Origin of the sequence: Hymenobacter sp. NBH84 (assembly GCF_014217645.1) — a bacterium.
In the GTDB taxonomy this organism is placed as follows: domain Bacteria; phylum Bacteroidota; class Bacteroidia; order Cytophagales; family Hymenobacteraceae; genus Hymenobacter; species Hymenobacter profundi.
This window is the reverse complement of record NZ_CP043644.1, coordinates 3,380,876-3,404,594: the sequence shown is the minus strand read 5'-3', so window position 1 is coordinate 3,404,594 and position 23,719 is coordinate 3,380,876. Positions and strand designations below refer to the sequence as shown.

Annotated in this window: 27 protein-coding genes; 10 read left to right on the top strand and 17 right to left on the bottom strand. The window is 53.3% G+C overall.

What is annotated here, in order from left to right; genetic code table 11:
• The first annotated feature begins 67 nt into the window (after positions 1 to 67).
• The 3 genes from F1C16_RS14245 to F1C16_RS14235 all read left to right on the top strand — a co-directional run bounded on the left by F1C16_RS14245 (position 68) and on the right by F1C16_RS14235 (position 3,320).
• On the top strand, positions 68 to 2,320 hold the full coding sequence (locus tag F1C16_RS14245) for an FUSC family membrane protein (protein WP_185281303.1): 2,253 nt from the start codon (positions 68 to 70) through the stop codon (positions 2,318 to 2,320).
• A gap of 78 nt (positions 2,321 to 2,398) precedes the next feature.
• Positions 2,399 to 2,632: a hypothetical protein gene (locus F1C16_RS14240; protein ID WP_185281302.1), complete on the top strand. Its 234-nt coding sequence runs from the start codon at positions 2,399 to 2,401 to the stop codon at positions 2,630 to 2,632.
• 166 nt (positions 2,633 to 2,798) lie between these two features.
• On the top strand, positions 2,799 to 3,320 hold the full coding sequence (locus F1C16_RS14235; protein WP_185281301.1) for a gluconokinase: 522 nt from the start codon (positions 2,799 to 2,801) through the stop codon (positions 3,318 to 3,320).
• 144 nt (positions 3,321 to 3,464) lie between these two features.
• Here F1C16_RS14235 and F1C16_RS14230 read toward each other — a convergent pair whose 3' ends face one another.
• A complete protein-coding gene (locus tag F1C16_RS14230; protein WP_185281300.1) occupies positions 3,465 to 3,647 on the bottom strand; it encodes a hypothetical protein in 183 nt (60 codons plus the stop codon).
• Positions 3,648 to 3,781: 134 nt separating this feature from the next.
• Here F1C16_RS14230 and F1C16_RS14225 point away from each other — a divergent pair, with 134 nt between their 5' ends.
• From F1C16_RS14225 to F1C16_RS14205, 5 genes are read left to right on the top strand one after another with little or no spacing between them, the layout of a single operon-like run.
• Positions 3,782 to 4,027, top strand: coding sequence for a hypothetical protein (locus F1C16_RS14225; RefSeq protein WP_185281299.1), 246 nt, complete (start codon positions 3,782 to 3,784; stop codon positions 4,025 to 4,027).
• Positions 4,028 to 4,054: 27 nt separating this feature from the next.
• Positions 4,055 to 4,789, top strand: a complete 735-nt coding sequence (locus F1C16_RS14220; protein WP_185281298.1) for a hypothetical protein — start codon at positions 4,055 to 4,057, stop codon at positions 4,787 to 4,789.
• 43 nt (positions 4,790 to 4,832) lie between these two features.
• On the top strand, positions 4,833 to 5,873 hold the full coding sequence (locus tag F1C16_RS14215) for a hypothetical protein (protein ID WP_185281297.1): 1,041 nt from the start codon (positions 4,833 to 4,835) through the stop codon (positions 5,871 to 5,873).
• A 21-nt stretch (positions 5,874 to 5,894) separates the two neighbouring features.
• Positions 5,895 to 6,320 (top strand): DUF3089 domain-containing protein, encoded by a 426-nt coding sequence (locus F1C16_RS14210; RefSeq protein WP_185281296.1) that lies wholly within the window; start codon positions 5,895 to 5,897, stop codon positions 6,318 to 6,320.
• Positions 6,307 to 6,957 carry a DUF3089 domain-containing protein gene (locus F1C16_RS14205; protein ID WP_185281295.1) on the top strand — a complete coding sequence of 217 codons (651 nt, stop codon included), beginning with the start codon at positions 6,307 to 6,309 and terminating at the stop codon, positions 6,955 to 6,957. The genes F1C16_RS14210 and F1C16_RS14205 overlap by 14 nt, the downstream gene beginning before the upstream one ends.
• Before the next feature lie 103 nt (positions 6,958 to 7,060).
• Here F1C16_RS14205 and F1C16_RS14200 read toward each other — a convergent pair whose 3' ends face one another.
• From F1C16_RS14200 to recA, 12 genes are all read right to left on the bottom strand, one after another.
• Positions 7,061 to 7,432, bottom strand: a complete 372-nt coding sequence (locus F1C16_RS14200; protein WP_185281294.1) for a hypothetical protein — start codon at positions 7,430 to 7,432, stop codon at positions 7,061 to 7,063.
• A 48-nt stretch (positions 7,433 to 7,480) separates the two neighbouring features.
• Positions 7,481 to 7,816 carry a hypothetical protein gene (locus tag F1C16_RS14195; RefSeq protein WP_185281293.1) on the bottom strand — a complete coding sequence of 112 codons (336 nt, stop codon included), beginning with the start codon at positions 7,814 to 7,816 and terminating at the stop codon, positions 7,481 to 7,483.
• Between the two features lie 466 nt (positions 7,817 to 8,282).
• Positions 8,283 to 8,975, bottom strand: coding sequence for a carboxypeptidase-like regulatory domain-containing protein (locus tag F1C16_RS14190; protein WP_185281292.1), 693 nt, complete (start codon positions 8,973 to 8,975; stop codon positions 8,283 to 8,285).
• Positions 8,976 to 9,522: 547 nt separating this feature from the next.
• Complete coding sequence (tsf, locus tag F1C16_RS14185; protein ID WP_185281291.1) at positions 9,523 to 10,359, bottom strand: translation elongation factor Ts; 837 nt, start codon at positions 10,357 to 10,359, stop codon at positions 9,523 to 9,525.
• Positions 10,360 to 10,567: 208 nt separating this feature from the next.
• On the bottom strand, positions 10,568 to 11,335 hold the full coding sequence (gene rpsB / locus F1C16_RS14180; protein ID WP_185281290.1) for a 30S ribosomal protein S2: 768 nt from the start codon (positions 11,333 to 11,335) through the stop codon (positions 10,568 to 10,570).
• Between the two features lie 21 nt (positions 11,336 to 11,356).
• Positions 11,357 to 11,743: a 30S ribosomal protein S9 gene (gene rpsI / locus F1C16_RS14175; RefSeq protein WP_185281289.1), complete on the bottom strand. Its 387-nt coding sequence runs from the start codon at positions 11,741 to 11,743 to the stop codon at positions 11,357 to 11,359.
• A 41-nt stretch (positions 11,744 to 11,784) separates the two neighbouring features.
• Positions 11,785 to 12,237 carry a 50S ribosomal protein L13 gene (rplM, locus tag F1C16_RS14170; RefSeq protein WP_185281288.1) on the bottom strand — a complete coding sequence of 151 codons (453 nt, stop codon included), beginning with the start codon at positions 12,235 to 12,237 and terminating at the stop codon, positions 11,785 to 11,787.
• Between the two features lie 177 nt (positions 12,238 to 12,414).
• Positions 12,415 to 13,128 carry an RluA family pseudouridine synthase gene (locus tag F1C16_RS14165; protein ID WP_185281287.1) on the bottom strand — a complete coding sequence of 238 codons (714 nt, stop codon included), beginning with the start codon at positions 13,126 to 13,128 and terminating at the stop codon, positions 12,415 to 12,417.
• 37 nt (positions 13,129 to 13,165) lie between these two features.
• On the bottom strand, positions 13,166 to 14,248 hold the full coding sequence (locus F1C16_RS14160) for a cell wall metabolism sensor histidine kinase WalK (protein WP_185281286.1): 1,083 nt from the start codon (positions 14,246 to 14,248) through the stop codon (positions 13,166 to 13,168).
• 182 nt (positions 14,249 to 14,430) lie between these two features.
• Positions 14,431 to 15,129, bottom strand: a complete 699-nt coding sequence (locus F1C16_RS14155; RefSeq protein ID WP_185284345.1) for a response regulator — start codon at positions 15,127 to 15,129, stop codon at positions 14,431 to 14,433.
• 215 nt (positions 15,130 to 15,344) lie between these two features.
• Positions 15,345 to 16,172, bottom strand: a complete 828-nt coding sequence (locus F1C16_RS14150) for a DUF3108 domain-containing protein (protein ID WP_185281285.1) — start codon at positions 16,170 to 16,172, stop codon at positions 15,345 to 15,347.
• Positions 16,173 to 16,366: 194 nt separating this feature from the next.
• Positions 16,367 to 17,461, bottom strand: a complete 1,095-nt coding sequence (recA, locus tag F1C16_RS14145; RefSeq protein ID WP_185281284.1) for a recombinase RecA — start codon at positions 17,459 to 17,461, stop codon at positions 16,367 to 16,369.
• A gap of 224 nt (positions 17,462 to 17,685) precedes the next feature.
• On the opposite strand from recA, the gene F1C16_RS14140 reads away from it, so the two are divergent.
• Positions 17,686 to 18,828, top strand: a complete 1,143-nt coding sequence (locus F1C16_RS14140; protein WP_185281283.1) for a hypothetical protein — start codon at positions 17,686 to 17,688, stop codon at positions 18,826 to 18,828.
• A gap of 3 nt (positions 18,829 to 18,831) precedes the next feature.
• On the opposite strand, the gene F1C16_RS14135 is transcribed toward F1C16_RS14140, so the two are convergent.
• Positions 18,832 to 19,425, bottom strand: a complete 594-nt coding sequence (locus F1C16_RS14135; RefSeq protein WP_185281282.1) for a GNAT family N-acetyltransferase — start codon at positions 19,423 to 19,425, stop codon at positions 18,832 to 18,834.
• A 165-nt stretch (positions 19,426 to 19,590) separates the two neighbouring features.
• On the opposite strand from F1C16_RS14135, the gene F1C16_RS14130 reads away from it, so the two are divergent.
• Positions 19,591 to 20,481 (top strand): SDR family NAD(P)-dependent oxidoreductase, encoded by an 891-nt coding sequence (locus F1C16_RS14130; protein ID WP_185281281.1) that lies wholly within the window; start codon positions 19,591 to 19,593, stop codon positions 20,479 to 20,481.
• Between the two features lie 135 nt (positions 20,482 to 20,616).
• Here F1C16_RS14130 and F1C16_RS14125 read toward each other — a convergent pair whose 3' ends face one another.
• The 3 genes from F1C16_RS14125 to F1C16_RS14115 form a co-directional block, all read right to left on the bottom strand.
• A complete protein-coding gene (locus tag F1C16_RS14125; protein ID WP_185281280.1) occupies positions 20,617 to 21,036 on the bottom strand; it encodes a hypothetical protein in 420 nt (139 codons plus the stop codon).
• A gap of 91 nt (positions 21,037 to 21,127) precedes the next feature.
• Positions 21,128 to 22,090, bottom strand: a complete 963-nt coding sequence (locus F1C16_RS14120) for a MoxR family ATPase (protein ID WP_185281279.1) — start codon at positions 22,088 to 22,090, stop codon at positions 21,128 to 21,130.
• Positions 22,091 to 22,217: 127 nt separating this feature from the next.
• Positions 22,218 to 23,606: a peptidylprolyl isomerase gene (locus tag F1C16_RS14115; protein ID WP_243900406.1), complete on the bottom strand. Its 1,389-nt coding sequence runs from the start codon at positions 23,604 to 23,606 to the stop codon at positions 22,218 to 22,220.
• Positions 23,607 to 23,719 lie beyond the last annotated feature (113 nt).

Here is a 23,719-nt window from a genome sequence, read left to right as displayed (position 1 = left end):
TGTGGTGAACCACCAAAACGTCATGCCGCACGCCGCGGCATGACGTTTTGCTTTTTAGGCCCCGACTTTGCAGGTCGCCGTTGCGTATAGGCAACGCGCTGCTTGTGCTACCGCTCTATGGCTACCTTTTTTTCGCAATTTACAGTACTTCTTTGCCAGCCAGGATTTCTCTGATGGACTGCGCACCACTGTGGGCATCCTGACGCCGGCGCTGGTGTGTTCACTCTTGGGGCACCTCGAAATGGGCATGACGCTCTCGCTGGGCGCAGTGGGCGTGAGCGTGACCGACACGCCCGGTCCCGTGAAGCACAAGCGCAACGGCATGCTCTACGGGGCGCTGTTCGTATTCGTGACTACCCTGCTCACGGGGTTTGCCCGCCTGTACCCGTTCGCGCTGGGGGTAGAAATTACTGTGCTGAGCTTCTTTTTTTCGATGCTGCTGGTGTATGGTGCCCGCGCCGGCGCCGTGGGCACGGCCGCGCTGCTGCTCATGATCTTGCAGATGGACAAGCCCCTGACACCCGCGCAGGTGCTACCCAATGCCCTGCTGGTGCTGGCCGGCGGGCTATGGTACATGGCGCTGGCGCTGGCCTTTTTCCGGGTGCTGCCCTATCGGGCGGCCCAACAGGCATTGGGCGAAAACATTCACGCCGTAGCCGATTTCTTGCGCATTAAGGCCGAGTTCTACCGCACCACCACCAACCTCGATGATGACTACCGTCGCTTGGTAGCGCAACAGGTGACGGTGAGTGAAAAGCAGGATGCCACCCGCGAAATCATGTTCAAAACCCGCCGGCTGGTGCAGGAATCGACGCGCACGAGCCGCCGATTGGTGCTCACCTTCGTGGACATGGTGGACCTCTACGACCACATCACGGCCACCTATTTCGATAATGCGGCCCTTCGGGAGAAGTTCGGCCCCACGGGTATTTTAGAGGAAATAGCGGTGGTGATTGAGCGCCTGGCCGACGAGTTGGATGCCATCAGCTTTGCCATCCAGACCAACCGTACCCATCGTGGCACTACCGACCTCACTGCCCAGCTGGAACAACTCAAAACCCGCATTGACGCCCTCACTGGCGACGAGCAGGTAGGCAGTACGCTGGTGCTGAAAAAGGTGCTAGTCAGCCTGCGCAACCTCACGCAGCGAGTGAAGGATATTGTAAAATACTTTCAGGCCGATGCTGAGCTACCCAAGGTGGCGCGGGCAGCCAACGCCCGCGAATACGCGCGCTTTGTGTCGCCGCTGCGCTTTAGTTGGGAGGCTCTGCGCGACAACCTCACGCTCAGTTCCTCGCATTTCCGCCACGCGGCCCGCGTGATGCTGGCCTGCGTGTTCGGCCTTCTGGTTTCCAAGCTGTTCTTCACCGGCCATCACAGCTACTGGGTCCTGATGACTAGTACGCTGATGCTCAAGCCCTCCTTCAGCCTGACCAAGCAGCGCAACTACCAGCGCATTATGGGCACGCTTATCGGCGGGCTAATTGGGGTGGCCGTGCTGTTGCTGTTGCCTACCCACCCGCGGGTGCAATTTGGGCTATTGGTAGTGTTTATGCTCACGGCCTACAGCTTCCAGCGCCGCAATTACGTGGTGATGGTCATTTTCCTGACGCCCTACCTGCTCATTCTCTTTAGCTTCATGGGCCTGGCCTATTTTAATGTGATTGAGGAGCGCGTGACCGATACGGCCGTGGGCTGTGCCATTGCGCTGGCAGCGTCCTACCTGCTGTTTCCCAACTGGGAGTCAGACCAATTGCGCAGCTACATGCGTGCTGTATTGCAGGCCAACATGGCCTACCTCCAACAAATTGCCCAACGCCTGAGCGGCCAGCCGCCCTCTCTCACGGACTATAAGCTGGCGCGCAAAGACGTGTACATCAGCTCGGCCAACCTGGGTGCCGCTTTCCAACGGATGCTCTCGGAACCCAAAAGCAAGCAGCGCCATAACTCCGACGTGCATCGCTTTGTGGTGCTCAATCATATCCTGTCATCCAACATGGCCACGGTGGCAGCCTCCTTGGAAAATGGTGTGCCCCAGCACGCCCGCGACGGCCTGCGCCCAGTGAAGCAAGCGCTATCGGCGCTGCAACGAAGCGCGCAGCAACTGACTCCGGCTGCCCCGGCTCCTTCACCGCCTATCCCGGCCGCTTCTCCAGCTTCAGCCACCACCGCCACCCTCACTGCCGACGACCGGCTGCTACTCGATCAACTGGAGTTCTTGCAGAAAGTCAGCAGCGACATTGGCCGCACCACCGAGCAAGTACTGGCCGAGAACGAGGCTCCAGCTCATAAAAAGAGTCCGATAGTGGCCGGAAGCTAAGCCAATTTGGAGTGCCTTCCAGAACCTACCCTCTGTCAAATACTCTGTGAAGCATCTGGTTATCCACAAAAGCAAGGCTTGCGGTATTTCACCTTTTTCTACCTGTATGTGATGCAGGGCATCCCGGCGGGCTTTGGGCTCACGGGCTTAGTAAAATACTTGATTGTCAAAGTGATAATCGCCGAAACCGTAGCCTCGTTTGGCGTCATCATAGGCCTGCCCTGGGCCATTCAGTTCGCGTGGGAACCCCTCATCGACAAACATCAATACTCCGTGATTGGGCACCACAAGCAGTGGGTAGTGCTCACGTAGTTCGTGGCTTTTCTGGCTTCGCTGGGGCTGCTGTTGGTGCTCCGGCGACAACAGCCACTGGTGCCCAACCTAGCGGTGTTGAACACCGAGTGATTTTGTGCGTTGTTCTCCTAAAGCTGGTGTATTCCGTATAGCCGGAGATAGTCTTTCCTTAGCACTTTCCTGAATGCAAATCAGTTCAATCTACATTGTAATGGGCGTGTCGGGCAGCGGCAAAACCACGGTAGGCAAATTGTTAGCCGAGCGGTTGGAGCTGCCTTTCCATGACGCCGATGATTTTCACCCTGCCGCCAACATCGAGAAGATGAGCAACGGCATTCCGCTCGACGATGACGACCGGGCCGGCTGGTTGGCCGATATGGCCAAAGCCATTACTAAATGGGAAACTACCGGCGGTGCCGTGCTAGCGTGTTCTGCGCTGAAAGAAGCTTACCGCCAAACATTGCAGGGCGGTGCCCGCCAGTCCCTGCGATGGGTATTTCTAGACGGCTCCCGTGAACTATTGAGCGACCGAATCGAACACCGAAAAGGCCACTACATGGCCGTCGATATGCTGGATTCGCAGCTTGAAACATTGGAAAAGCCGGCGTATGGTCTGCACATCGAGCTGCGCAAAGAGGAAACGCCCAAGCAGGTGACCGATAAAATCATGCAGGCAGATATTGCGTCGGAAACCAAGCCTGCGTAGGTAGGCTGTCGCTTCATCAAGCTTTGGACTAGCTGAATAGGGTAGCCTTTGCGTTTATTCTATTATTCTATAGCCAAGAAACACAACCACCCTACTGCGTTGCGTAGTAGGGTGGTTGTGTTTCTTGGCTATAGAATATCCAGATTACTCCGATTTTTTCCGGCCGGAGCCGCTTTTCTTACCGCCGCCGTCTTGCTTATTGACAGTGGCCCAGGCGCGTTTTTCGGCTTCTTCTTCCGATACGCCGCGTTTCTCGTAGCTTTCTTCAATGTGTTCGGCCTGCCGCTTCTGCTTGTCGGTGTAGGCCGATTTATCTCCTTGTGGCATGATATAAAGTGTGTTAGGTGAAAGGTAAACGAACAGTTTTCCTATACGCGTTACCTACGCGTGCGTTATAGCTGGGCTTCCATCGGGCTTGAAACACACTGCGTATCTTCGCGCCTCATTTTACGCAAGCTGCTATGCGCCAACTCGCCGTCGTTCCGCACCCCGAAGTCAAAATCACACTTTTCGCCTGGAATGGCAAATACCTGATTAAGCTAGAAAAAGGCATGTTTGAACAAACCTACAAGGTGAGCGAAATGGACATCACCAGCGAAGACGACGTGCACGCCATGCTCGACCAGGAATTTCTACAAGCGGCCATTTCCCGCTTCGCGGGCATGCGCACCGATTTGCAAGCTGCTTTCGACCGGCACGATCTGTAGGCGTTGGAAATGGAATACAGCTTTTGCATGACTAAAAAGCCTATTATCATCCTGCTGTTGCTCGGTAGCCTTCTGGCAGTGCTACCTCTGTCTGCTGCTGCCCAGCTCTACGAAGCACATAACGGCTCTGTGAATGTGGAGCGCCAGGCGCGCGACGCGGTGCAGGTACAGACCGACGGCTCGGCGCAATGGCTGCGCGACTTTTGGCAATCCTGGCTGAAAGACACCTATAACATCCGACTGAAGGGCAACGGTATGTTGGGGGTAGGGAAGAAGGATGTGCTGGAAGCGCAGCAAGTGCCCGTGTCAAGCGTGTCGGGTAAGCTGCTGAATTTCTACTCCATCATCGTAGCACCTACTGATTCCACTGCCCAGCTAAGTGTCTACGCCGCTTTCGATAAAACTTCCTACCTCAGTGCCACCAGTACACCCAGCGAATACGCGGCGTTGCGCAACATCGCGCAGAGCTTTGCGGCCGCTGCCCGGCAAAAAGCCTACCGCGAGCAACTGGTAGCCGCAGAAGAACAGCTGCGCGCCTCCGAGAAGGAAAAGGAACGCCTCGCCAAAGACGTAACGAATCTGCAAACCAATACGGCTGCCAACCTCCTCAAGATTGCTACCCTGCAAAAGCAAAACGAAGCCAACGTATTGCAAGCCCGTCAAGATTCTGTAAAGCTCGTACGTAATGCCCAGGAGTTGGAGCTATACAAGCAGCGCGTGCAGCGCCGCCGCGACCAACTATCAGCCCTCGACCGTAAATAGCTGCTAGCGTAGCCGTCACAAATAGTTTTTCGTACTGTCTTTTATGGAAAAAGACCCCTCGCCGCTCGATACGCTCCGCCAGCTCAAAGAATGGCTGGACGCCGGTGCCATCACGCCTCAGGAGTTTGAAGCGCTGAAAACCAAACTGGTTTTCAACCAAGGAGTCCACCGCGAAGGTCTACCCCTACCCGGTACGCCATCCGTGGAGCCCACCACCGAGCCAGAGCCCCTCGCGCCAACTGCCCAGCCGCCGTACTTGGCGCCGGGCGCGGCTGCGGGGCCGGCAGTACCATTGGCTCCCTCCGCTATTCCTGACCCAGAGCCCACGTCGGCCGGGCTCGATCCGCTGGCACCTGGTGTGGGGCCTGTGCCAAGTGAGGCCGAATCGCGTAGCCCCTTGGGCATTCTTCTGATTGTAGGGGGCATTGTACTGCTTTTGGGTCTGATGGCCTACTTGGTATTCGGTGGGCGCGAGTCGGAGCGCCTAACCAGCACCTCCCAAACTGCTGCCGATACGGTAGCCGTGCAGCCAGAGGTAGGCCCCCAGGCCGAGCAAATTGAGCTACCGCCCGCCGCTGCCCCCGAAACCGTACGGGTAGCGCCGGCAGTGCTACCCGCAGCTCCTATTCCAACCACCGATTCAGGATCAACGGCTGCTACGGCAGTCCCTTCTGCCGCCGATGAAAAAGCGGTGCGCACCCGGGTGCAGCAGGCACTTGCTGCGTATTATACTGATCTGCAAGCTGCCCCTATCAACGCCGAAGACCACTTTGCTCCGAGTGTAGAGCGGTTCTACACCCTGCAAAATACCACGCCTGAAGCCATTAGTGCCGACCTCGCTGCGTCACATTTTCCGGAGTTTACGGAGGAGCAGACACAGATAGTGCCAGGCAGCCTGAAGGTAGAACCCGCCGCCGAAGATGGGACCCGTACTGCTACCTACCTCGAAACCAGTACTGCTTTCCGGCAGTCGCGCCAGCAGCACCAGCAAACCAAAGCGCAAGTGCGGGTACGCTTCGACCCAGATTACAAAATCGTGTATCTGCGCCAGGAGCGTTTGCTGGAAAATAAATTTACGGAGTAGCCCCGTGCTACTTGCTTTCCTATGACAGCCTACAGAAACCTGCGCTGGACAAGTAAGGTAGGCCTGCTGTTGCTGATGGGCTTGCTTTCATCTTGTCTGAAGCTACTGAAGCCGGGACATCCAATCAGCAAGGAAATGCCTCCCCTCGCTCCTGATTACAGCAACGCGGCCAACTGGGCGGCTTTGCCTACCCGCCTCGACTCAGCCGATACTGTACCCTACGGCTCCAACCTGCGCGACCAGCAGCAAAACGCCAGCGCCGATGTATTCTTTGTGCATCCCACGACGTACTATCGTCGCAAAACCTGGAATGCCGCGTTGGACGACGAATTGGTGAATAAGATTACCGATCGGGAAGTCATCCGTAAGCAGGCCAGCGTGTTCAATGCAGCGGGGCAGATCTATGCTCCCCGCTACCGGCAAGCTACTTTATATGCGTTTTTTTGAGAACAAGCGAAAGCACAACGGGGAGAAAGCGCTAGACTTGGCATATACCGATGTGAAGGCTGCTTTCACATACTATCTGACTTACTACAACCAAAACCGGCCGATTATTTTGGCCAGTCATAGCCAAGGCACTGTATTGGCTGCTCGCTTGTTGCGCGAGTTTTTTGACCAAGACCCGGCTCTGCGCCGCCGGTTGGTAGCGGCCTACCTTATCGGCTACAAAGTGCCCGCCACCACGTACCAAGTGCTGCAACCGTGCACCGACTCCACTCAAACTGGCTGCTACGTGAGTTGGAATTCCGTCAACTGGCGGAAACCGTTTCCGCGTTTTGAAGGCGGCGTGGCCGTTAACCCCCTTACCTGGACTACTGATACCACGTACGCGCCCGCGACCCTCAACCAAGGTAGCGTGCCCCAGTCTTTCGACCGTATCGACCGCGGCGTGGCAGACGCTAAGGTGCACAATGGCCTCGTCTGGCTCCACGACCCAGATGCCAACGGCTATACAAGGGTCCGAATTTTCGGACACCACAAGCTACACTATTCCTTTCATTTAGTAGACTATGGCTTGTACTACATAAACCTGCGCCGTAATGCACAAACGCGGTTGCAAGCTTGGCACTCAACTCACCAGTAGCCCTATTTTCAGGTAGGAAGTAGGCTCCCGCTTATATAAGTGTACAACAAAAAGCCCTGGTATCTATACAAGATACCAGGGCTTTTTTGCCATAAGCAGCGTATTAGCTCAATACGTCGGTATGCGATTTCAATACCTGACGGGCAACAGCCAGGTTCGTGTCGCGGGAGTTCACAGCTAGATAGATGAACTTTTGACCGTTAGGCGACAATTTCAGCAAGTGCAACTGATCTGTCAGCGTTAGCAGAATGTCTTGGATAGTCTGGTTCAGCTTCAGGGCCGAAATAGCCTTCAGCTTCTGCTTTACTACCTCTGTGTTGTAAGCGGCAGCCGTTTCGATATCGAAGCTGGCTACGTTTGAATGAGCAGCCAAAGGCATACCCGTTTCAGTTTCAACTACTGCTACCGCTACTAGCGAGGGCAGTTCTTTTAAAATTTCTTGAACCGTTTGGTTGGGAGCAACAGTAACGCTCATGGCAATAAGTAAATATGAAAGTGAGAAAACAAGGTGAAGTGTAGTTTACTAACTGGAGTGCTTGCGCAGTACTTCGCGTGCCAAAGCCAGGTTGGTATCGTGCGTATATACTAGTAGCAAGCAGCCCCATTGTTGGTCTGCCGTTAGGCGAAGCACGTGGAACTGTTCGTCTAGTACTAGTACCAGATCTTCCAACTGCTGCGTAGCCAGCCCTGGCTGGGCCGATAGGCGCGCTAGATGCCGCGCCGTAGCTACTGCATGCGTAGTTACTTTATAAGGGTCTGATTGAGCCTGTTTGGTGTAAGCCGCCAACAACCGTCCAGAACTCAGATCGACAACGGTAGCTAGAAGCAGTTCGGGTAATTCCTGAAGTATTCCTTCCAATATCTCAGTTGCCCGTTCGCGAGAGGCGCCAGTGACATCACTCGTAATTTTCCGAACGGCAACTTTTTGCAGGAATGGAATTCTCATTTGAGTAGAACTCTATCTGGTTCCAACAGCTAGAGGTAGTAAGAATATCAGTGAAGTAAACTGCTAAGCAGAGGGGAGCAAAAACACTCCCTACTCACAGCAGCTGACGGCCAATTAAACGAATAAAGAAGCCAAGTTCGATGTCTTCTGTTTATCCTGTTCAGAAAGCCTTCATGATAATCACAGGCCAAATAGAATGCCAAAAATACAATTACTGATTTCCATGGATAAAAAATATGCGGTGATATAAGGAGCAGTAAAGTATTCCTTTGAATTGTAGTATAAAGCCACTTTATAGAGCAGCTTATACACTACAATGTAATATCAATGGGAAGTCATACACTCCATATACCACCGCCACAGCCTTCTGCGCTAGCAATTAAAAGAAGAGCCAGTGACGCTTAGGCTTCTTCGCTTTTTCCATGTTAGGTACGAGGGTCATATTTTCTACAGCACCACCTTTCACCTGAATTTCGTCGTCGCTGTAACCTGCATAGCCGTATTGAAGCGTGGTTGGGCGGCCAGCCGGAACGCGTAGCGAATAGTTACCTTGTGCATCGGTGCTTACGCCCCGGCTTGTGCCTTTCTGCAGAACAGTGGCGCCTATCAATGGCCGACCGTTCTCGTCCAGAATGCGGCCACGCACAACTACTGTTGCTGCATTGATTGAAGCTACTGAAGCTACTTCAGCTACCGAGGTTTCAGATGCTACTGCGGTAACAGGTGCAATAGCGGTATTCTCGATTGTGCGGCCAGAGTTGGCGAATACGGCACCACCGACCAATACGCTACCTACTAACATAGAGGCAGCACGGCGACGAAAACGTTGGGGCTCCGTCCGAATCAAATCAAACTGCCGTTGCACCCAGCCTACAGGCTGCACTTGGTGGCCTTGCTGCTTCATTTCGTAGAAGCGGCGTAAAGTAGCATCAGCATGTGCACTGTTCGCTTTGATGTAAGCATCAACAAGCGTAGTGTTTTCAGTCGATAGGTCGCCGCGGAGGTAAGCGTCGCGGTATACCGAGAGTAATTCTCCCGAAATGGGATGAAATGGGTTGGCGCTGAGTTTCATAATGAGCTGTGTTGTTGTAAAAGTGACATTGATTTTGACAACACAAAATTCAATAAAAAAATGGACATAATCTATTCGTAAAATGATGTTAGTAAAGGGTTTGAACCTACTGTATCTTCGATAAATTCAGTTCTATACACGGTAAATAGCGCAATTTGCCAACTGAGTTGTATTTGAAAGCATTTGGATATTTATTTTAATAGTACAATTATATTAGATTATTTATAAATTTTGTTATATAAATGAAATGAAATTTCTATTTTATAGAATTCGCTTTTCAATTTTGGGAATAAAGTAAATCTATTTAGATCCAGTTTACGTACGCGAAGATCCAAAATTTAGATTAGCTGATTTAATTAGATGAATTTGTATAATATTCATATTTAATATGTATAATATGATAAAAATATATTATATTATATAATTTAAGTGCAATTATTTTGTCATGATGCTGCTCTTTATGACCAGTATGAGTAAAAAGAAAGAGCCCGCTACCAATAGGTAGCGGGCTCTTTCTTTTGAACGAGAACTTTATACTCAGGCGTGGTTATGCAATAGCAACACGCTTGAAGTCAGTTACAGTCATGCCTTTGCTGGTTTTGTCAAGCAACTGAGCGATAGTAACAGAGTTGTCTTTCACGAACTCTTGGTTGAGCAAGGTGTTCTCCTTATAGAACTTGTTGAGTTTACCTTGAGCAATTTTCTCCAACATAGCCTCAGGCTTGCCTTCAGCACGAGCCTGCTCCTTGCCAATCTCAATTTCGCGCTCTACAGTAGCAGAGTCTACACCGTCTTTATCAACGGCAACAGGTTTCATGGCTACAATCTGCATAGCTACGTCGCGACCTACTTCGTTGGTATTGGCGTCGCCTACGTTCTTCAGGCCTACCAATACGCCCTTCTTATTATCGGAGTGGATGTAAGAAGCAACTTTCTCAGCAGTCAGCGTTTCGTAAGCCACGATGTCCAGCTTCTCACCAATTTTGCCCATTAGGTCGGTGATATGCTCTTGCAGGGAGCGGCCATCGTCTTGCTTTGCGGCTAGCAGGTCTTCCTTGGTACCAGCATCCGACTTCACAGCGGCATCTAATACTTGCTGGGCCAGCTTGCGGAAGTCTTCTACCTTGGCAACTGGCTCAGTTTCGCAAGCCAAAGCTACCAACTTGCCAGTGGTACCATCTTCGCTTACGCTTACCATTACCATACCTTCAGCGGTAGCATTTTCAGCCCGCTTATCTGCAATTTTCTGACCCTGCTTACGCAGAATGTCGCGGGCAGCTTCAAAGTCGCCGTCTGCCTCGGTCAGTGCTTTTTTGCAATCCATCATGCCCGCGCCAGTCATAGCGCGCAGCTTGTTCACGTCTTGGGCGGTAATTGCTGCCATTCTTCGTGTATGTTTAGGAGTTGGGTGATACTATTGTAAATGAACTGCACTTTGGGTGCGTGTTCTAAGTAGGTAGTGCAAAAGTCTTGCAAAGCACCCGGAGTCTGCCATATCGACACATGCAACAGGCTGCCTACCCAAAAGAAAGAGGGAACACCGGAGCCGAGTGCTTCGCATGTTCCCTCTCACTCAATCAATGGGCCAGAGCCTATTCGTCGGCAGCTTGTTTTTCCTGGATGCCTTCGTCTTCCGACTGCTTCCGGTCAGACTCTTCTTTGTCTACCTTCCGTTCCGACAAGCCATCTTCGATGGCCTTGCCGATAACACCGATAATCAGCGATACTGATTTCGAGGCGTCGTCGTTAGCTGGGATAGGGAATTCTACCAACTCGGGGTTGGAGTTGGTATCCACGATAGCAAATACCGGAATGTTCAGCTTTTGAGCTTCCTTCACAGCAATGTGCTCACGCTTCACGTCAACTACGAACAGCGCAGCGGGTAGGCGGCTCAGGTCGGCGATGCCACCCAATACACGCTCCAGCTTCTCGCGCTCGCGCGACATCATCAGCTTCTCACGCTTAGCAAGTGCTGCGTAAGCCGTGTTTTCCTTCACCATCTTGTCGATGGTGCTCATTTTCTTCAGCGACTTGCGAACAGTAGCGAAGTTGGTGAGCATACCACCCAGCCAACGGTCGGTTACGTACGGCATTTTGAGGCGCTTAGCCTCTTCCGTTACGATTTCCTGCGCTTGCTTCTTAGTAGCTACGAACAGTACTTTCCGGCCCGACTTAGAGATCTGACGTATAGCAGCAGCTGCCTGATCCAACGAAACGAGGGTCTTGTTCAGGTCGATAATATGGATGCCGTTCTTCTCCATGAAGATGTACGGCGCCATTTTCGGGTCCCACTTGCGCGTAAGGTGACCAAAGTGGGCACCTGCGTCAAGCAGTTCTTTATATGTGGTGGTCTGAGCCATGATAGGAATTCCTCTGGAAGATTAGCGTTTCGAGAACTGGAACGAACGACGAGCTTTGCGCTTACCGAATTTCTTGCGTTCCACCATGCGCGGGTCGCGGGTCAGGAAGCCTTCTTTCTTCAACGCCGGACGAACCTCTGCGTTGTCGCCTACGAGGGCTTTCGAGATGGCCAGACGGATAGCCTCAGCCTGAGCCGAGATGCCGCCGCCGCGCACGTTCACCTTAATGTCGTACTGGCCGACTTGCTCGACCGTCGCCAAAGGCTGGTTCACGATATTTTCCAGGAGCTCGTTACCGAAGTACGCTTTCATGTCCCGGCCATTGATAGTGATATTCCCTTGCCCGGCTTGCATATAAATGCGCGCCACCGAGGTTTTTCTTCTACCAGAGGTGTTGGAAATTTCCATTAATAGAATACGATTAGAGAAAAAGGAAAGCCTTGTATGGCTTACAGGTGCTTAAGATCAACAGCTTTAGGCTGTTGTGCTGCGTGGGGATGCTCGGCGCCGGCATACACGAACAGGTTGCGGAATTGCTCCGAACCCAAACGGTTGCCTTGCAGCATACCTTTCACGGCGTGCTCGATTACGCGAGTCGAGTCTTTGGCTTTCTTATCGCGCAGGTTGATGCGCTTCTGACCGCCGGGGTAGCCCGAGTGCGTGATGTAGATTTTGTCGGTCAGCTTCTTGCCCGTAACGCGCAGCTTGTCAGCGTTAACAACAATAACGTTGTCGCCGCAGTCCGAGTTGGGCGTGAACGAGGGCTTGTGCTTGCCGCGTAGGATGTTGGCAACTTGGCTGGCCAAACGGCCCAGCGTAGCGTCACCAGCATCAATCACGACCCAGCCCTTATTGGCGTTGGCTTTGTTGACGGAAATCGTCTTGAAGCTCAGATGATCCATTGATGAGTTGAGTAAACGTTTGAAAATGAGGCATGAACCGAATACGGCTCGGGAAAAACGGACACAAAGTTACCGTTTTTCGGGCAGGAAGCAAACGATGCTATAAAGTTTTGTGTGTGAAAGCCATAGCGCTGCACACAGGAGCACTTTTTAAGCAGTTCGCTAAGCCGCTGATGGCTACTGATACTGCCGTAGCGTATCCACCAATACCCGGAAATCTTTAGGGTAGGGGGCCTCAAGAGTTACACGTTCGCCGTCCATTTTGGCAAAGGTGAGCTGCCGGGCGTGCAAGGCAAAGCGCTTAATAAATGGCTGTTCTTCCTCACCTTCTTTCACGTTGAACTTGCGCTTGAGTGAAGACAGATAGAAGTCTTCGCCGCCATACAAGCCGTCGCCTATAATGGGAGCCTGCAAAAACATCAGGTGCAGACGAATCTGGTGCATTCGGCCGGTGACGGGTACGCACTGCACCAGCGTATGGCGGGCAAAGGCTTCGAGGGTAGTGAAATAGGTTTCGGCAGGCTTGCCTTTGAATGCGAGGCGGGCTTTGCCCTTCGAAGTGGTTTCGATTTTACGATCTACTAGTAGATTATCGAAGTGATGCACACCCCAGGCCACGGCATGGTAGAGCTTGTCCACCTCCCGGTTTTCAAACTGCATGGAAAGGTGGCGGTAGGCGGCTGGGTTCTTGGCCAGCGCCAGTGCACCCGAGGTTTCTTTGTCGAGGCGGTGGCAGGCCTGCACATCATTGGCATACTCGCGGGCCATGCGCAGAATGTTGTTGGCACCGCCAAACCGCTCGTCGAGGGTAGCCAGAAACGGCGGCTTGTTGATGACGATGTAGTCCTCGTCCTCAAACAGAATCAGGTCTTGAAAATCAATATGCTTCATTACACTACGAAGGTAGCGGGAAGCGCGCATATCCGTGTTAGTCTACCTGCTCCGGCTGTTTTACGGGGCGTCGCAACTTGGGCTTTGGTAGCTTGAATTCGAAGGTGGTGCCCTGGCCCGGCTCGCTGTGTAGGCGCAACACCGACTTATGGCCTTCCACAATGTGCTTGCTGATAGCCAAGCCTAAGCCCGTGCCACCCGAGTTGCGCGAACGACTTTTCTCGATGCGGTAGAATCGCTCGAAAACCCGGTGATGGTGCTGCTTGGCAATGCCCTCCCCATCGTTGTGCACGGCAATACGCACTGTTTTGGCGGTTTCTGAGAGGTGTACGGATACGTGGCCTCTCTCCTGCCCGTACTTAATGCCGTTGTCGATAAGGTTGATGAGCACTTGGCGGATGCGGTTGCGGTCGGCTAGCACCAGTAGCTCGGCATCGGCGAGGGTAGGGGGGAGTAGCTCCAGCGTTACGCTCCGTTGAGCGGCCGTTAGCTCTAGCTGCTCAAAGATGTCGAGCACCAGCTGTACTACGTTGAAACGCTGGCGGCGCATCTGCACCACGCCTTTCTCCAGCTGTGAAATTGTGACTAGGTCCTGCACCAGGTCGTTGAGGGCATCGAGGCTGCTGGCGGCTTTGGAGAGAAATTTTCGCTGGGTTACTTCGTCTATTTCGTCGTCGTCCAGAATCGTGTGCACAAAGCCCTGCGCGGCAAAAATGGGCGTTTTCAGCTCGTGCGATACATCGGCTAGGAACTCGCGGCGCAGCACTTGCAAGCGTTTTAGCTCGTCGATTTCTTGCTGCTTGCGAGCAGCCATTTGCAAAATCTCGTCGCGCAGGCGCTTCAGGGGCTCGGGCCGAAACAGAAATTTATTGGAGAGTTTGCGCAATTCCTTGCGCTTGATCATCTCCAAACCTGAATAAATGGTATTGATTTCCCGGAAGATCAGCGCTTCAAACGATAAGTAAACCAGCAGAAAACAAGCTGCTACTGTAATGCCCGCCGTTAAGAATGCTTCCCGAAACTCCATCTGTGGCGCGTAAACGGCCAAGGCCGTAAGCACACCAGCCACGAGCATCGAAATGAGGATAGCAATAGTACGTGAGGACAGATTGAGTTTCAAAGGAAAAGATATAGGATAGGTAGTGGTTGAAAATGGGTCATGCTGAACGCGGCGCACCGGAGGCAAAGCATCTGTACTTAAGATAATAATTCCTGTGACTTGAACTACTATCAAGAAAGATGCTCCGACTCCGCTACGCTGCGCTCAGCATGACGTTCTAGCAAAAGGCTTTGCGGGAGGCGCTAATCAGCGTTGAATTTGTACCCTACCCCTTTGATGGTTTGAATATGGTGGTCGCCTACCTTCTCACGCACTTTACGCACGTGCACATCCACGGTGCGGGCCAGCACAAATACGTCGTTACCCCAAATATTCTGGAGAAGTTCGTCGCGGTTGAACACTTTGTGGGGCGAAGCAGCTAGGAACGCCAGCAACTCAAATTCCTTCTTAGGCAGAATGATTTTGCGACCATCCTGGTACACGGCAAAGCCCGTGCGGTCAATAGTCAGGCCGTTGATTTCGATGGTGGCGCTAACCTGCTGCGGATCCTGGTCGCGGCGCACGAAGGCGGCCAGACGGCTCATGAGGGCACGCGGCTTGATGGGCTTGTTGATGAAGTCGTCGGCGCCGGCCTCAAATGCAGCCACTTCCGAAAACTCCTCGGCGCGAGCCGTCAGGAAGATAATATAGGCATCCTTGAAGCGCGGCTGCTCGCGTAGCTGGCGGCATGCGGCAATGCCATCCAGATGGGGCATCATGACGTCGAGCAGAATGATGTCAGGACCAAAATCGGTGGCGATTTCCAGCGCTTGGCGGCCATCAGCGGCCGAAGCTACTTCGTACCCTTCTTTGCGTAGGTTGTACTCCAGTAGCTCAACAATGTCTGGGTCGTCGTCAACAACGAGAATGCGATAGGCGTTGGAAGCAGAAGTAGCGTGCACAGGGCGAGGCGGTTTGGGGTAGAACAGAACGCGGGCCGACAGGCCAACGCGGCGGTGGGAGGTAGGAGGAGAAAGGACGTTTTTGCGAGCTGGCAGTGTCTTAACCGTTGATGCCAAGGGAGGGGAGCATTAAAAAGTGAAACAGACTCGACGGGCCGTTTGCGCCGCCGAGCTACAAAAAAAGCGACCCCCAACGGAGTCGCTTTTCCTTACAATCAATTAGAGGCCACTAAGTTCAATCGATTTTTGAGGCCTTGGTATTTATACATATCCACTTTCACAGAGCCAACAAACATTTCGGCCTGAATCAGAACCGGAATTTTATTGCGGTCGTCGGAGAGGTACACCGAAATGGCGTTTTCGCCGCGAAAAAGTTTATTGCTGGGCATCTTGGGCACCAGCCGAAGCGCCCGCACAATGCCTGCTTTGGTTTCCACCGTTTCGCGCCCTTTGTAGATAACGTCCATGCTAAACACTTCGTCGTCGAAAAAGCCCTGCACCCGGATAACCTCACCGGGTCGGTGCTGGTCAAAATTAATAGTTCGCAGGAAATAAACCCCGCTCACAATATCCTGCACATTGCTTGGCACCTTAAAGGTACCGCGTTTTACATCATTCTTATCTTTTTTATACGATTCGACGGAAGCTACGGCGCGGGTATGGTCGAAGTCCACGGTTTCGCGCTTGCGGTAGTGGTTTTCCTCGATGTTGCGGAAAAAGCGCTGCGGCCGGATGGAAGCCGTGTCGATGTAGGAGCGCCAGGTGTCCCGGATGCGCAGGAAAAAATCGAAGGAGCCCAGCGTGCGTCCCGTAACAGTAGCCTGGTAGCACGGCCGGTTGTTCACGCGGTGAATGTTATCGGCTACCTCAATAGTGGCCTCGGCAGCGTTAATCAGACCATAGTGTACCTTGTAGCTGAGCACTTCGCCATGAGTGAAGCTGCTATTGGATACGATACGGGTAGCCTCCGTTGGTTGAAAAGCCGAAAGGCCTACACCAGCGAAAAGAAGCAGACAAACGTAGTAAAACCAGCGACGGGACATACGGAACGGCGGGGTTGTTTCAGCTGGTACGTATTCAAAAGCGGTGCCAGCAAAGCTACACAACATACGAACGCGCCGCCAGCTAAGTACACCTGAGCTTGAGGAGCATAGTAGTAAAATGCGGCAGAATACGAAAAAGCCCCATAACCAACGGCTATGGGGCTTTGCAATTCAAGCTAGGGTAGGAACAATGCCTACTCGGCCAGTACTTCGTCGTCCTCGTCCACCGTGCGGTCTTCGGGGATGGCAGCCAGAGCGGCCTCGGGCTCACCCTTCACCATCTGACGAATCTTGTTCTCGATTTCGTTGGCCAGCTCCTCGTTGTCGTGCAAAATGGTCTTCACGCCTTCGCGGCCCTGACCGAGACGGTCGCCGTTGTAGGAGAACCACGAGCCCGACTTGGCGATGATGCCCATATCTACGCCTAGGTCCAGAATCTCACCGATTTTGGAGATGCCTTCGCCATAGATAATATCGAACTCAATCACCTTGAAGGGTGGTGCTACCTTGTTCTTCACCACCTTCACCTTGGTGCGGTTGCCGGTGATGTTGTCTTTGTCTTCCTTGATCTGGCCGATGCGACGGATATCAAGGCGCACAGAAGCGTAGAATTTCAGGGCGTTACCACCAGTGGTGGTTTCGGGGTTACCGAACATCACACCGATTTTCTCGCGCAACTGGTTGATGAAAATGCAGCAGCAGCCAGTTTTGTTGATGGTACCAGTGAGCTTCCGCAGGGCCTGTGACATCAGACGCGCGTGCAGACCCATTTTCGAGTCACCCATATCACCTTCTAGTTCACCTTTCGGCACCAGGGCAGCTACGGAGTCAATTACAATAATGTCGATGGCGCCGGAGGAAATCAACTGGTCGGCAATTTCCAAGGCTTGCTCGCCATTGTCGGGCTGGGCGATGAGCAGGTTTTCGGTGTCAATGCCTAGCTTTTCGGCGTAGCCTTTGTCAAAGGCGTGCTCGGCGTCGATGAAAGCCGCGATGCCGCCTTTCTTCTGTGCCTCCGCAATGCAGTGCATCGTGAGGGTAGTCTTACCCGACGATTCAGGGCCGTAAATCTCAACAATACGACCTTTAGGCAGGCCGCCAATGCCCAGTGCAATATCCAAGCCCAAGGAGCCAGTGCTGATAGCCGGAATGTCGACAACTTTATTGTCGCTGAGCTTCATCACGGTGCCTTTGCCGAACGACTTGTCCAGCTTTTCCATCGTGAGTTGCAGGGCCTTTCTTTTTTCAGCGGCCGGATCGGCGACGACTTTCTCTGTGGTTGCAGCCATGTGAGGGTAGGTTATAAAAAGTACTTACGTTTGGTGAAAATTATGCTTTTTCCGGCTGCCCAGCAAGCTCAGCGCTGCACGGTGAAACCCGTGACGGCGCTTATTTGGGGCAGCTTTTTCTAACACCCGACCCTGGCTTTTCGTGCCGTTGTGCCGATAAATATATGAGAAATTATTTACTAAATATATTAGCTGTTGGCGGTCTGCTAGTTAGCACGCATGCGGTGCAAGCGCAGCTAGATAATCGGGCATTCACAAATACTGAACCAGGCAAAAAAAGCGAGTTAACTTTCAATCAGCAGGCTTCTTCCAGCGAAGAAGAAAACACCGCCGGCGACCTGCAACTATCCGTGCGCTCCTTCACGTTTTTCAAGGATAACGAGTATTTCAACCGCATTATCGAGGGATATACGCTATTTGGCACGCAGTTGAACCCACAGCTCGTGTATTATCCTACAGCTAATTTGCGGCTGGAAGGCGGTGTATTTCTGTGGAAAGACTTTGGTAACGCCCGGCTGCGACAGGTGCGTCCTACTTTTCGGGCTACTTATACCAAGGGCAACAGCGAGTTTATTTTTGGAAACATTCGGCCGCATTTGAACCACGGCTACATCGAGCCGCTGTTCAATTTTGAGCGCGTAATCCTAAAACCGTTGGAGGAAGGATTGCAGTATCGCTATGTTTCTGATAGGGTAGGGCTAGACGTGTGGGTGGACTGGCAACGGCAGCAGTATCGGTACAGCAATTATCAGGAAGAAATTGCGGGCGGCCTCAGTGGCTCGGTGCGCCTCACCGGCGCCAGTAGCCCCGTGACGGTGTCCCTACCTCTGCAATTCACCGCCACCCACCGGGGCGGGCAAATCGACACCATTGACCGGCCGTTGCAGACGCTGTTCAACGGAGCTACAGGGGTAGAGGCGCGTTATCAGCTTCCTACCCACCCTACCACGGCATTTCGGGTGCAGGCCTACGGCACAGGCTATTACGACAAGTCGTTTACGTACCAGCTGCCCTACCGGCGTGGCAATGGGCTCTACCTCAATGCCACCGCCGAGACGCGCTACCTCAACGTGATGCTGAGCTACTGGCAGGGCCAGCGGTTTCTATCGCCGCTGGGTGGCGATTTGTACCAGTCGGCTTCCCGCTCAGTGGGCAGCCCAACGTATATCGAGCCGCACCGTCGTATTCTGATTTTGCGCTTGATGCGGGATTTTTCGTTGGGCGAAGCGGCGGCTATTACCGTGCGCGTAGAGCCAGTGCATGATTTCAAGGAAAAAAAGACGGACTTCGCGGCGGGTATTTATTTGAATTTCCGGCAGGAATGGCTGCTGGGCAATATCAGCCGCCGCGAACGGGTAGGCAAGTAGCAACTACCGGGTAGGAGCGGTAGCCTGAGATAAGCTATAGTATAAAATCTCTCCCTCCGCATCGTGCTTGCGCAAAGGCCACAGTCGTGTGCGGGTAGGCAACTGCCGAAATCCTGCCGCCTGGGCCACGGCGCAGCTACGCGAGTTGTTTGCCCGGCACCGAATGGAAAAAGTACCCACTTGCAGGTCGTCGAAGCCAAACTGCACGGCAGCGGCCAGGGCCTCGCGGGCGTACCCGTGGCCCTCGGCCGACTGGGCAAGGTAGTAGCCAATTTCGGCGGTGCGGGTGCGGCCCGTTTGCGGGCGCAGGCTGATATCACCCAGGTAAGCAGCGGTGGCCGTATGCCAGATACCGAGCACATACAGCAGGTCGGAGTGCCAGTCGCTCAGGAAAGTGGCTAGTACCCGGGCCGCATCAGTAGGAGTGGTGGTAGCAGCTACGCGGGCCGGGAAAGCAGGGCGCAGGCGGTTGCGCTCCTGGTCGAGCAGCGCAAAAAAGTCCGCTTCGTCGGTAGGAGCATACGGACGGAGCGTGAGGCGCGCAGTGGTGACCGTAGTGAGGGGTGGCGCAACAAACAGCGTGGCAGCAACAGGCATACAAGGAAGTAAAACGCTGATGAGCTTACGTAAAAGCAGGCAATGGGATGACAAAATGTTTTGCCTGACTGCCTTAACCTCGCGTAGAGTAGGGCGTTTCTAGAAAGGCAAATAACTCATTTATACACCTGCTGGTAGCAGTGCTTATCAGCTTTATTTACGGACATGACAGGAAGACTTGCAGGCAAAGTGGCCATCATAACGGGCGGTGGCGCTGGGATTGGTGAAGCCATTGCTAAAAAATTTGCGAAAGAAGGTGCTGCTGTGGTGGTAGCAGGCTTTGCGGAAGATCCAGTGTGCGAGGTAGCGGAAGAGATTATTCGCACCGGTGGCCGTGCCATTACCTTCACTGGCGACTTATCGAACCCTCAAACGGCAGAGGCCTGCGTGCAGGCAGCGCTGGCAGAGTATCAGGAGCTACACATTCTGGTAAACAACGCCGGGGTGTTTCCGGCCACTTCTACCATCGATAAATACCCAACGGAGGCGTTTGAGTACATGATCAAAAACAACATCTACTCAAACTTTATGATGACCCGGGCTGCTATTCCGCACCTGCAAAAAACGCGGGGCAATATCGTATCGGCAGGCTCGGAGGCGGGACACATGGGCGAACCACAGAACACGCCCTACGGCGGTACTAAGGGCTTCATACACGCCTTTCAAAAAGGCGTAGCCGTGGAGCAGGCCAAATTTGGGGTGCGCTCCAATATTGTAGGTCCCGGCCCCATCGACACCGCCTGGACACACAAAGAAACCGGCCCGATGAATGCTAAAATGGAAAAGCTCACCGTACAAGGCGTGCCCATGGGTCGGCGCGGCACCACCGAGGAGGTAGCCAATGTGTATGCTTTTCTGGCATCAGATGAGGCTAGCTACGTTACCGGCGCCATTTATTTCGTGGATGGCGGCGTTACCGTCTCTAAAGGCCCCCACGGCGACGAGGTGCCTAGCGACTTGGCTAAGGAGCCTATCGGTGTCCTACCCGTCGAACATACCAAAGATGGCAACACCGAAGTGCGTCCGCAAGACGCAGCTAGCATGATTACGGATTAACACTGATTTTAGCGGATTTCACGGATTTTGTAGCCGATTGACGCTCACAGTTTCTTAAAGCAAAAAGGCTTGCCATTGGCAAGCCTTTTTGCTTTTGTACCTTATCGAATTGAGTCTTTACAAAGACAATCCTTACTAATCCGCAATTTTGTATTGTGCGGGGCTGCCCAGGGCGTGCTGCGTGCGCATGATGTTCACTTGGCGGGCGGCTTCGTTGAAGTATTCCAGCCGGCGAATCAGCATTTCTTTGAGCAGCACACGGCCTTCGGGTGTGGCCATATAGGCTTTCTTGTCCTCTAGGAGGCGACGCATGGTGGCTTCCGTCTGGTCTTCGTGCTGCATGTATTGCTGCTGAAACTCGGCTAGGCGGCCTACTCCATCGGTAGTGAGGCGGTACTGCGTGCCACCCTGGTTCAGCACTTCGCAGAGCACGTATACTTCCAGCGGGAGAGAGGTAGCCAGCGCCGTAGTGCGCAGATCGAGACCCGCAGCCAGAGCATCTAGAATAATATTGACGTTACGCTCGAACTGCTGGTAGTACGCAGAAACTTCCATGGTAGAAGTATTGAATGGTAAATGGTGGCTGTTGAGAATTGGCCTATAATCAGAGCTTAGCTGACCACTGATGCCCTAAACTTCAACAATGCTACAGAATTTCCTTGATGATTTGCTCGATGCTGATGCCTTCGGCTTCGGCTTTGAAGTTGCGCACCAAACGGTGGCGCAGGATGGGTAGGGCCACCGCCTGCACATCCTCGATATCGGGCGAGTATTTTCCGTTGAGCAAGGCATTACACTTAGCACCCACAATCAGGTGCTGCGAAGCACGTGGACCGGCGCCCCACTCCAGTAGCTGATTCACACGGGCTGCGGCGCGGCTGGTATTTGGGCGGGTCTTGTGCACCAGACTCACAGCATATTCCACCACGTTATCGGCCACGGGTACACGGCGCACAAGCTGCTGATAGGCTTGGATTTCACTGGCGTGTAGTACCTTGCTTACGGTAGCTTTCCGGTCGCTGGTGGTATTTTTTACTACCTGCAACTCTTCCTCGTAGCTAGGGTAGCCCAACTCGATGTTAAACATGAAACGGTCGAGCTGCGCCTCGGGTAGGGGGTAGGTGCCTTCCTGTTCAATCGGGTTTTGGGTAGCTAGCACGAAGAACGGACGGTCGAGGGCGTAACGCTTGCCGGCCACCGTCACGGCGTATTCCTGCATGCTTTCCAGCAACGCCGCCTGGGTCTTAGGCGGCGTGCGGTTGATTTCATCGGCCAGCACAATGTTGGCGAAAATCGGACCCTGCACGAAATGAAAATCCCGCTGCTGGTTCATTGTTTCCGAACCTACAATGTCGGAGGGCATCAAGTCGGGCGTGAACTGGATGCGATTGAACGACAGGTCCAGCGACTCAGCAATGGTGTGAATGAGCAGCGTTTTGGCGAGGCCCGGCACGCCCACTAAGAGACAGTGTCCCTGGGCAAACACGGCAGTCAGCACCAGCCGCACCACCTCATCCTGCCCAATAATTACCTTACCGATTTCCTGCCGCAGCTTATGGTACGATTGCGCCAGCGCATCGGCGGCTTCTTTATCGGAGGCGAAAGGCATAGGTCGATTTGCTGATGTAGGGATTATGGATAGGCTGAGCTTTGCTTGATATACTGATGCTTGATGCGCTACTATGCCGAGTATATACTTCAATCAGCACGTTAACGCATCAGGCATTCACGCATCACTATAGCGTTCTTTGCAGCAGCCGGCACTCGTCGTACTGTGGGTCTACGTCGATAAAGACGGTGGTGCGGTTCTTCTCAAACCACTCGTCTAGTGCCTTATTTTTCTTTTCATTGAGAGCAGCCTGCGCAATTTTCTGGTAGTCGTCGCGGAGGTTAGCTTGGTGAGGCGGCGTGTTCGACTTCAGCCAGATCAGGCGCATGGCGTCCTTGCCATCTTCGGTGCGGTAGGGTAGGGGCTGCGAAATACTACCTACCTTCATCGTATCAATGGTGAAGAAGATAGCGGGGTCAATTTTATCCAACGGGATATAAGTGCTGGCGTTCTGTTGGTTCTGGATCAGGCCGCCGCTGGTGCTAGTGGCTTTATCGTCTGATTCATCTTTGGCAGCTTTGGCAAACGTAAGGCTGTCGGCTAGAATACGGGTGCGTAACTTGTTTAGCTGCACCGCTGCCACGCTCACGTCCTTCGAGCCGGTTTCGGGCTTTAGCAGGATGTGGCGCGTGCTGTAGCTGTCGCCCTTGCGCTCAATTAACTGAATGAGGTGAAAGCCGAACTGCGATTCCACCACCGGCGACAACTGCCCTGGCTCCATGCGCAAGGCGGCCGCTTCGTACTCAGGTACTAGCTCCTTGCGCTTGAAAAAGCCCAGATACCCTCCCTGCACCGCCGAGCCAGGATCTTGCGAATACTGCTTGGCCAGCTCCTCGAAACTCTCGCCGCCCTGGATGCGGGCACGCAGATCGTTTAGCTTGGCCATAGCTTCCTGCTTGGCCTTGTCGTTCACTTGGGCCAGTTTCACAATCTGCCCTACCTCCACCTCGGTAGAGAAATAAGGTAGGCTGTCTTTGGGAATGCGGTTGAAATACTGCTTCACCTCGCGGGGCGTCACAGTTACTTTGCCCACAATCCGCTCCTGCATTTCCTGTTGCGTCAACTGGTCTTTCACCTGTTGGCGCAGGTCGTCCTTGAGAGCTTTCAGGGGCTTGTTGTAATACTCTTCCAGCTTTTTCTCAGAGCCAATTTGCTGCACGAAGTAGGCCATACGGCGATTCAACTCGCCGTTGACCTTGGCCTCTTCTACCACTACCGAGTCGGTTTCGGCCTTGGCTAGCATCAGCTTGTTCATCACAATCTGTTGCAGGATTTTGCAGCGCAAGTCAAGCGGTAAGGCCTTACCCTCGGCGCGGGCTTCCTCCTGCGCATATACTATATCCAGATCTGATTTCAGGATAATCTGGTTGTCCACCTTTACGATAATACCATCCACTATCGTGCGACCTACGGGTCGGCCGATGCCTAATTGGGCCGAAGCAGAGGTGACGATGCCCGTCAGTAAACCGAGGCTAAGCAGCGCTACGCGCATCGGCAAACGAAAAAAATAAGTCATGCAGCAAGAAAATAGGTCCGGTGTTGGCACCTGCCAGTCGGACAGCACTACCCAGCAACGCAAAAAGCAGCGCGTAAATTTCAACATAAATCACGGATTTTTTGGATGAAAGC

Bases quoted from the DNA above. Each gene is read 5' to 3' on its own strand.
- tsf (WP_185281291.1), bottom strand. From the start codon at position 10,359: ATGGCAGCAATTACCGCCCAAGACGTGAACAAGCTGCGCGCTATGACT.
- F1C16_RS14125 (WP_185281280.1), bottom strand. From the start codon at position 21,036: ATGGAAGTTTCTGCGTACTACCAGCAGTTCGAGCGTAACGTCAATATT.
- rpsI (WP_185281289.1), bottom strand. From the start codon at position 11,743: ATGGAAATTTCCAACACCTCTGGTAGAAGAAAAACCTCGGTGGCGCGC.
- rplM (WP_185281288.1), bottom strand. From the start codon at position 12,237: ATGGATCATCTGAGCTTCAAGACGATTTCCGTCAACAAAGCCAACGCC.
- F1C16_RS14225 (WP_185281299.1), top strand. From the start codon at position 3,782: ATGCGCCAACTCGCCGTCGTTCCGCACCCCGAAGTCAAAATCACACTT.
- F1C16_RS14215 (WP_185281297.1), top strand. From the start codon at position 4,833: ATGGAAAAAGACCCCTCGCCGCTCGATACGCTCCGCCAGCTCAAAGAA.
- F1C16_RS14135 (WP_185281282.1), bottom strand. From the start codon at position 19,425: ATGCCTGTTGCTGCCACGCTGTTTGTTGCGCCACCCCTCACTACGGTC.
- F1C16_RS14220 (WP_185281298.1), top strand. From the start codon at position 4,055: ATGACTAAAAAGCCTATTATCATCCTGCTGTTGCTCGGTAGCCTTCTG.
- F1C16_RS14190 (WP_185281292.1), bottom strand. From the start codon at position 8,975: ATGAAACTCAGCGCCAACCCATTTCATCCCATTTCGGGAGAATTACTC.
- F1C16_RS14115 (WP_243900406.1), bottom strand. From the start codon at position 23,606: ATGACTTATTTTTTTCGTTTGCCGATGCGCGTAGCGCTGCTTAGCCTC.
- F1C16_RS14235 (WP_185281301.1), top strand. From the start codon at position 2,799: ATGCAAATCAGTTCAATCTACATTGTAATGGGCGTGTCGGGCAGCGGC.
- F1C16_RS14130 (WP_185281281.1), top strand. From the start codon at position 19,591: ATGACAGGAAGACTTGCAGGCAAAGTGGCCATCATAACGGGCGGTGGC.
- F1C16_RS14150 (WP_185281285.1), bottom strand. From the start codon at position 16,172: ATGTCCCGTCGCTGGTTTTACTACGTTTGTCTGCTTCTTTTCGCTGGT.
- F1C16_RS14200 (WP_185281294.1), bottom strand. From the start codon at position 7,432: ATGAGCGTTACTGTTGCTCCCAACCAAACGGTTCAAGAAATTTTAAAA.
- F1C16_RS14210 (WP_185281296.1), top strand. From the start codon at position 5,895: ATGACAGCCTACAGAAACCTGCGCTGGACAAGTAAGGTAGGCCTGCTG.
- F1C16_RS14120 (WP_185281279.1), bottom strand. From the start codon at position 22,090: ATGCCTTTCGCCTCCGATAAAGAAGCCGCCGATGCGCTGGCGCAATCG.
- F1C16_RS14205 (WP_185281295.1), top strand. From the start codon at position 6,307: ATGCGTTTTTTTGAGAACAAGCGAAAGCACAACGGGGAGAAAGCGCTA.
- F1C16_RS14165 (WP_185281287.1), bottom strand. From the start codon at position 13,128: ATGAAGCATATTGATTTTCAAGACCTGATTCTGTTTGAGGACGAGGAC.
- rpsB (WP_185281290.1), bottom strand. From the start codon at position 11,335: ATGGCTCAGACCACCACATATAAAGAACTGCTTGACGCAGGTGCCCAC.
- F1C16_RS14230 (WP_185281300.1), bottom strand. From the start codon at position 3,647: ATGCCACAAGGAGATAAATCGGCCTACACCGACAAGCAGAAGCGGCAG.
- recA (WP_185281284.1), bottom strand. From the start codon at position 17,461: ATGGCTGCAACCACAGAGAAAGTCGTCGCCGATCCGGCCGCTGAAAAA.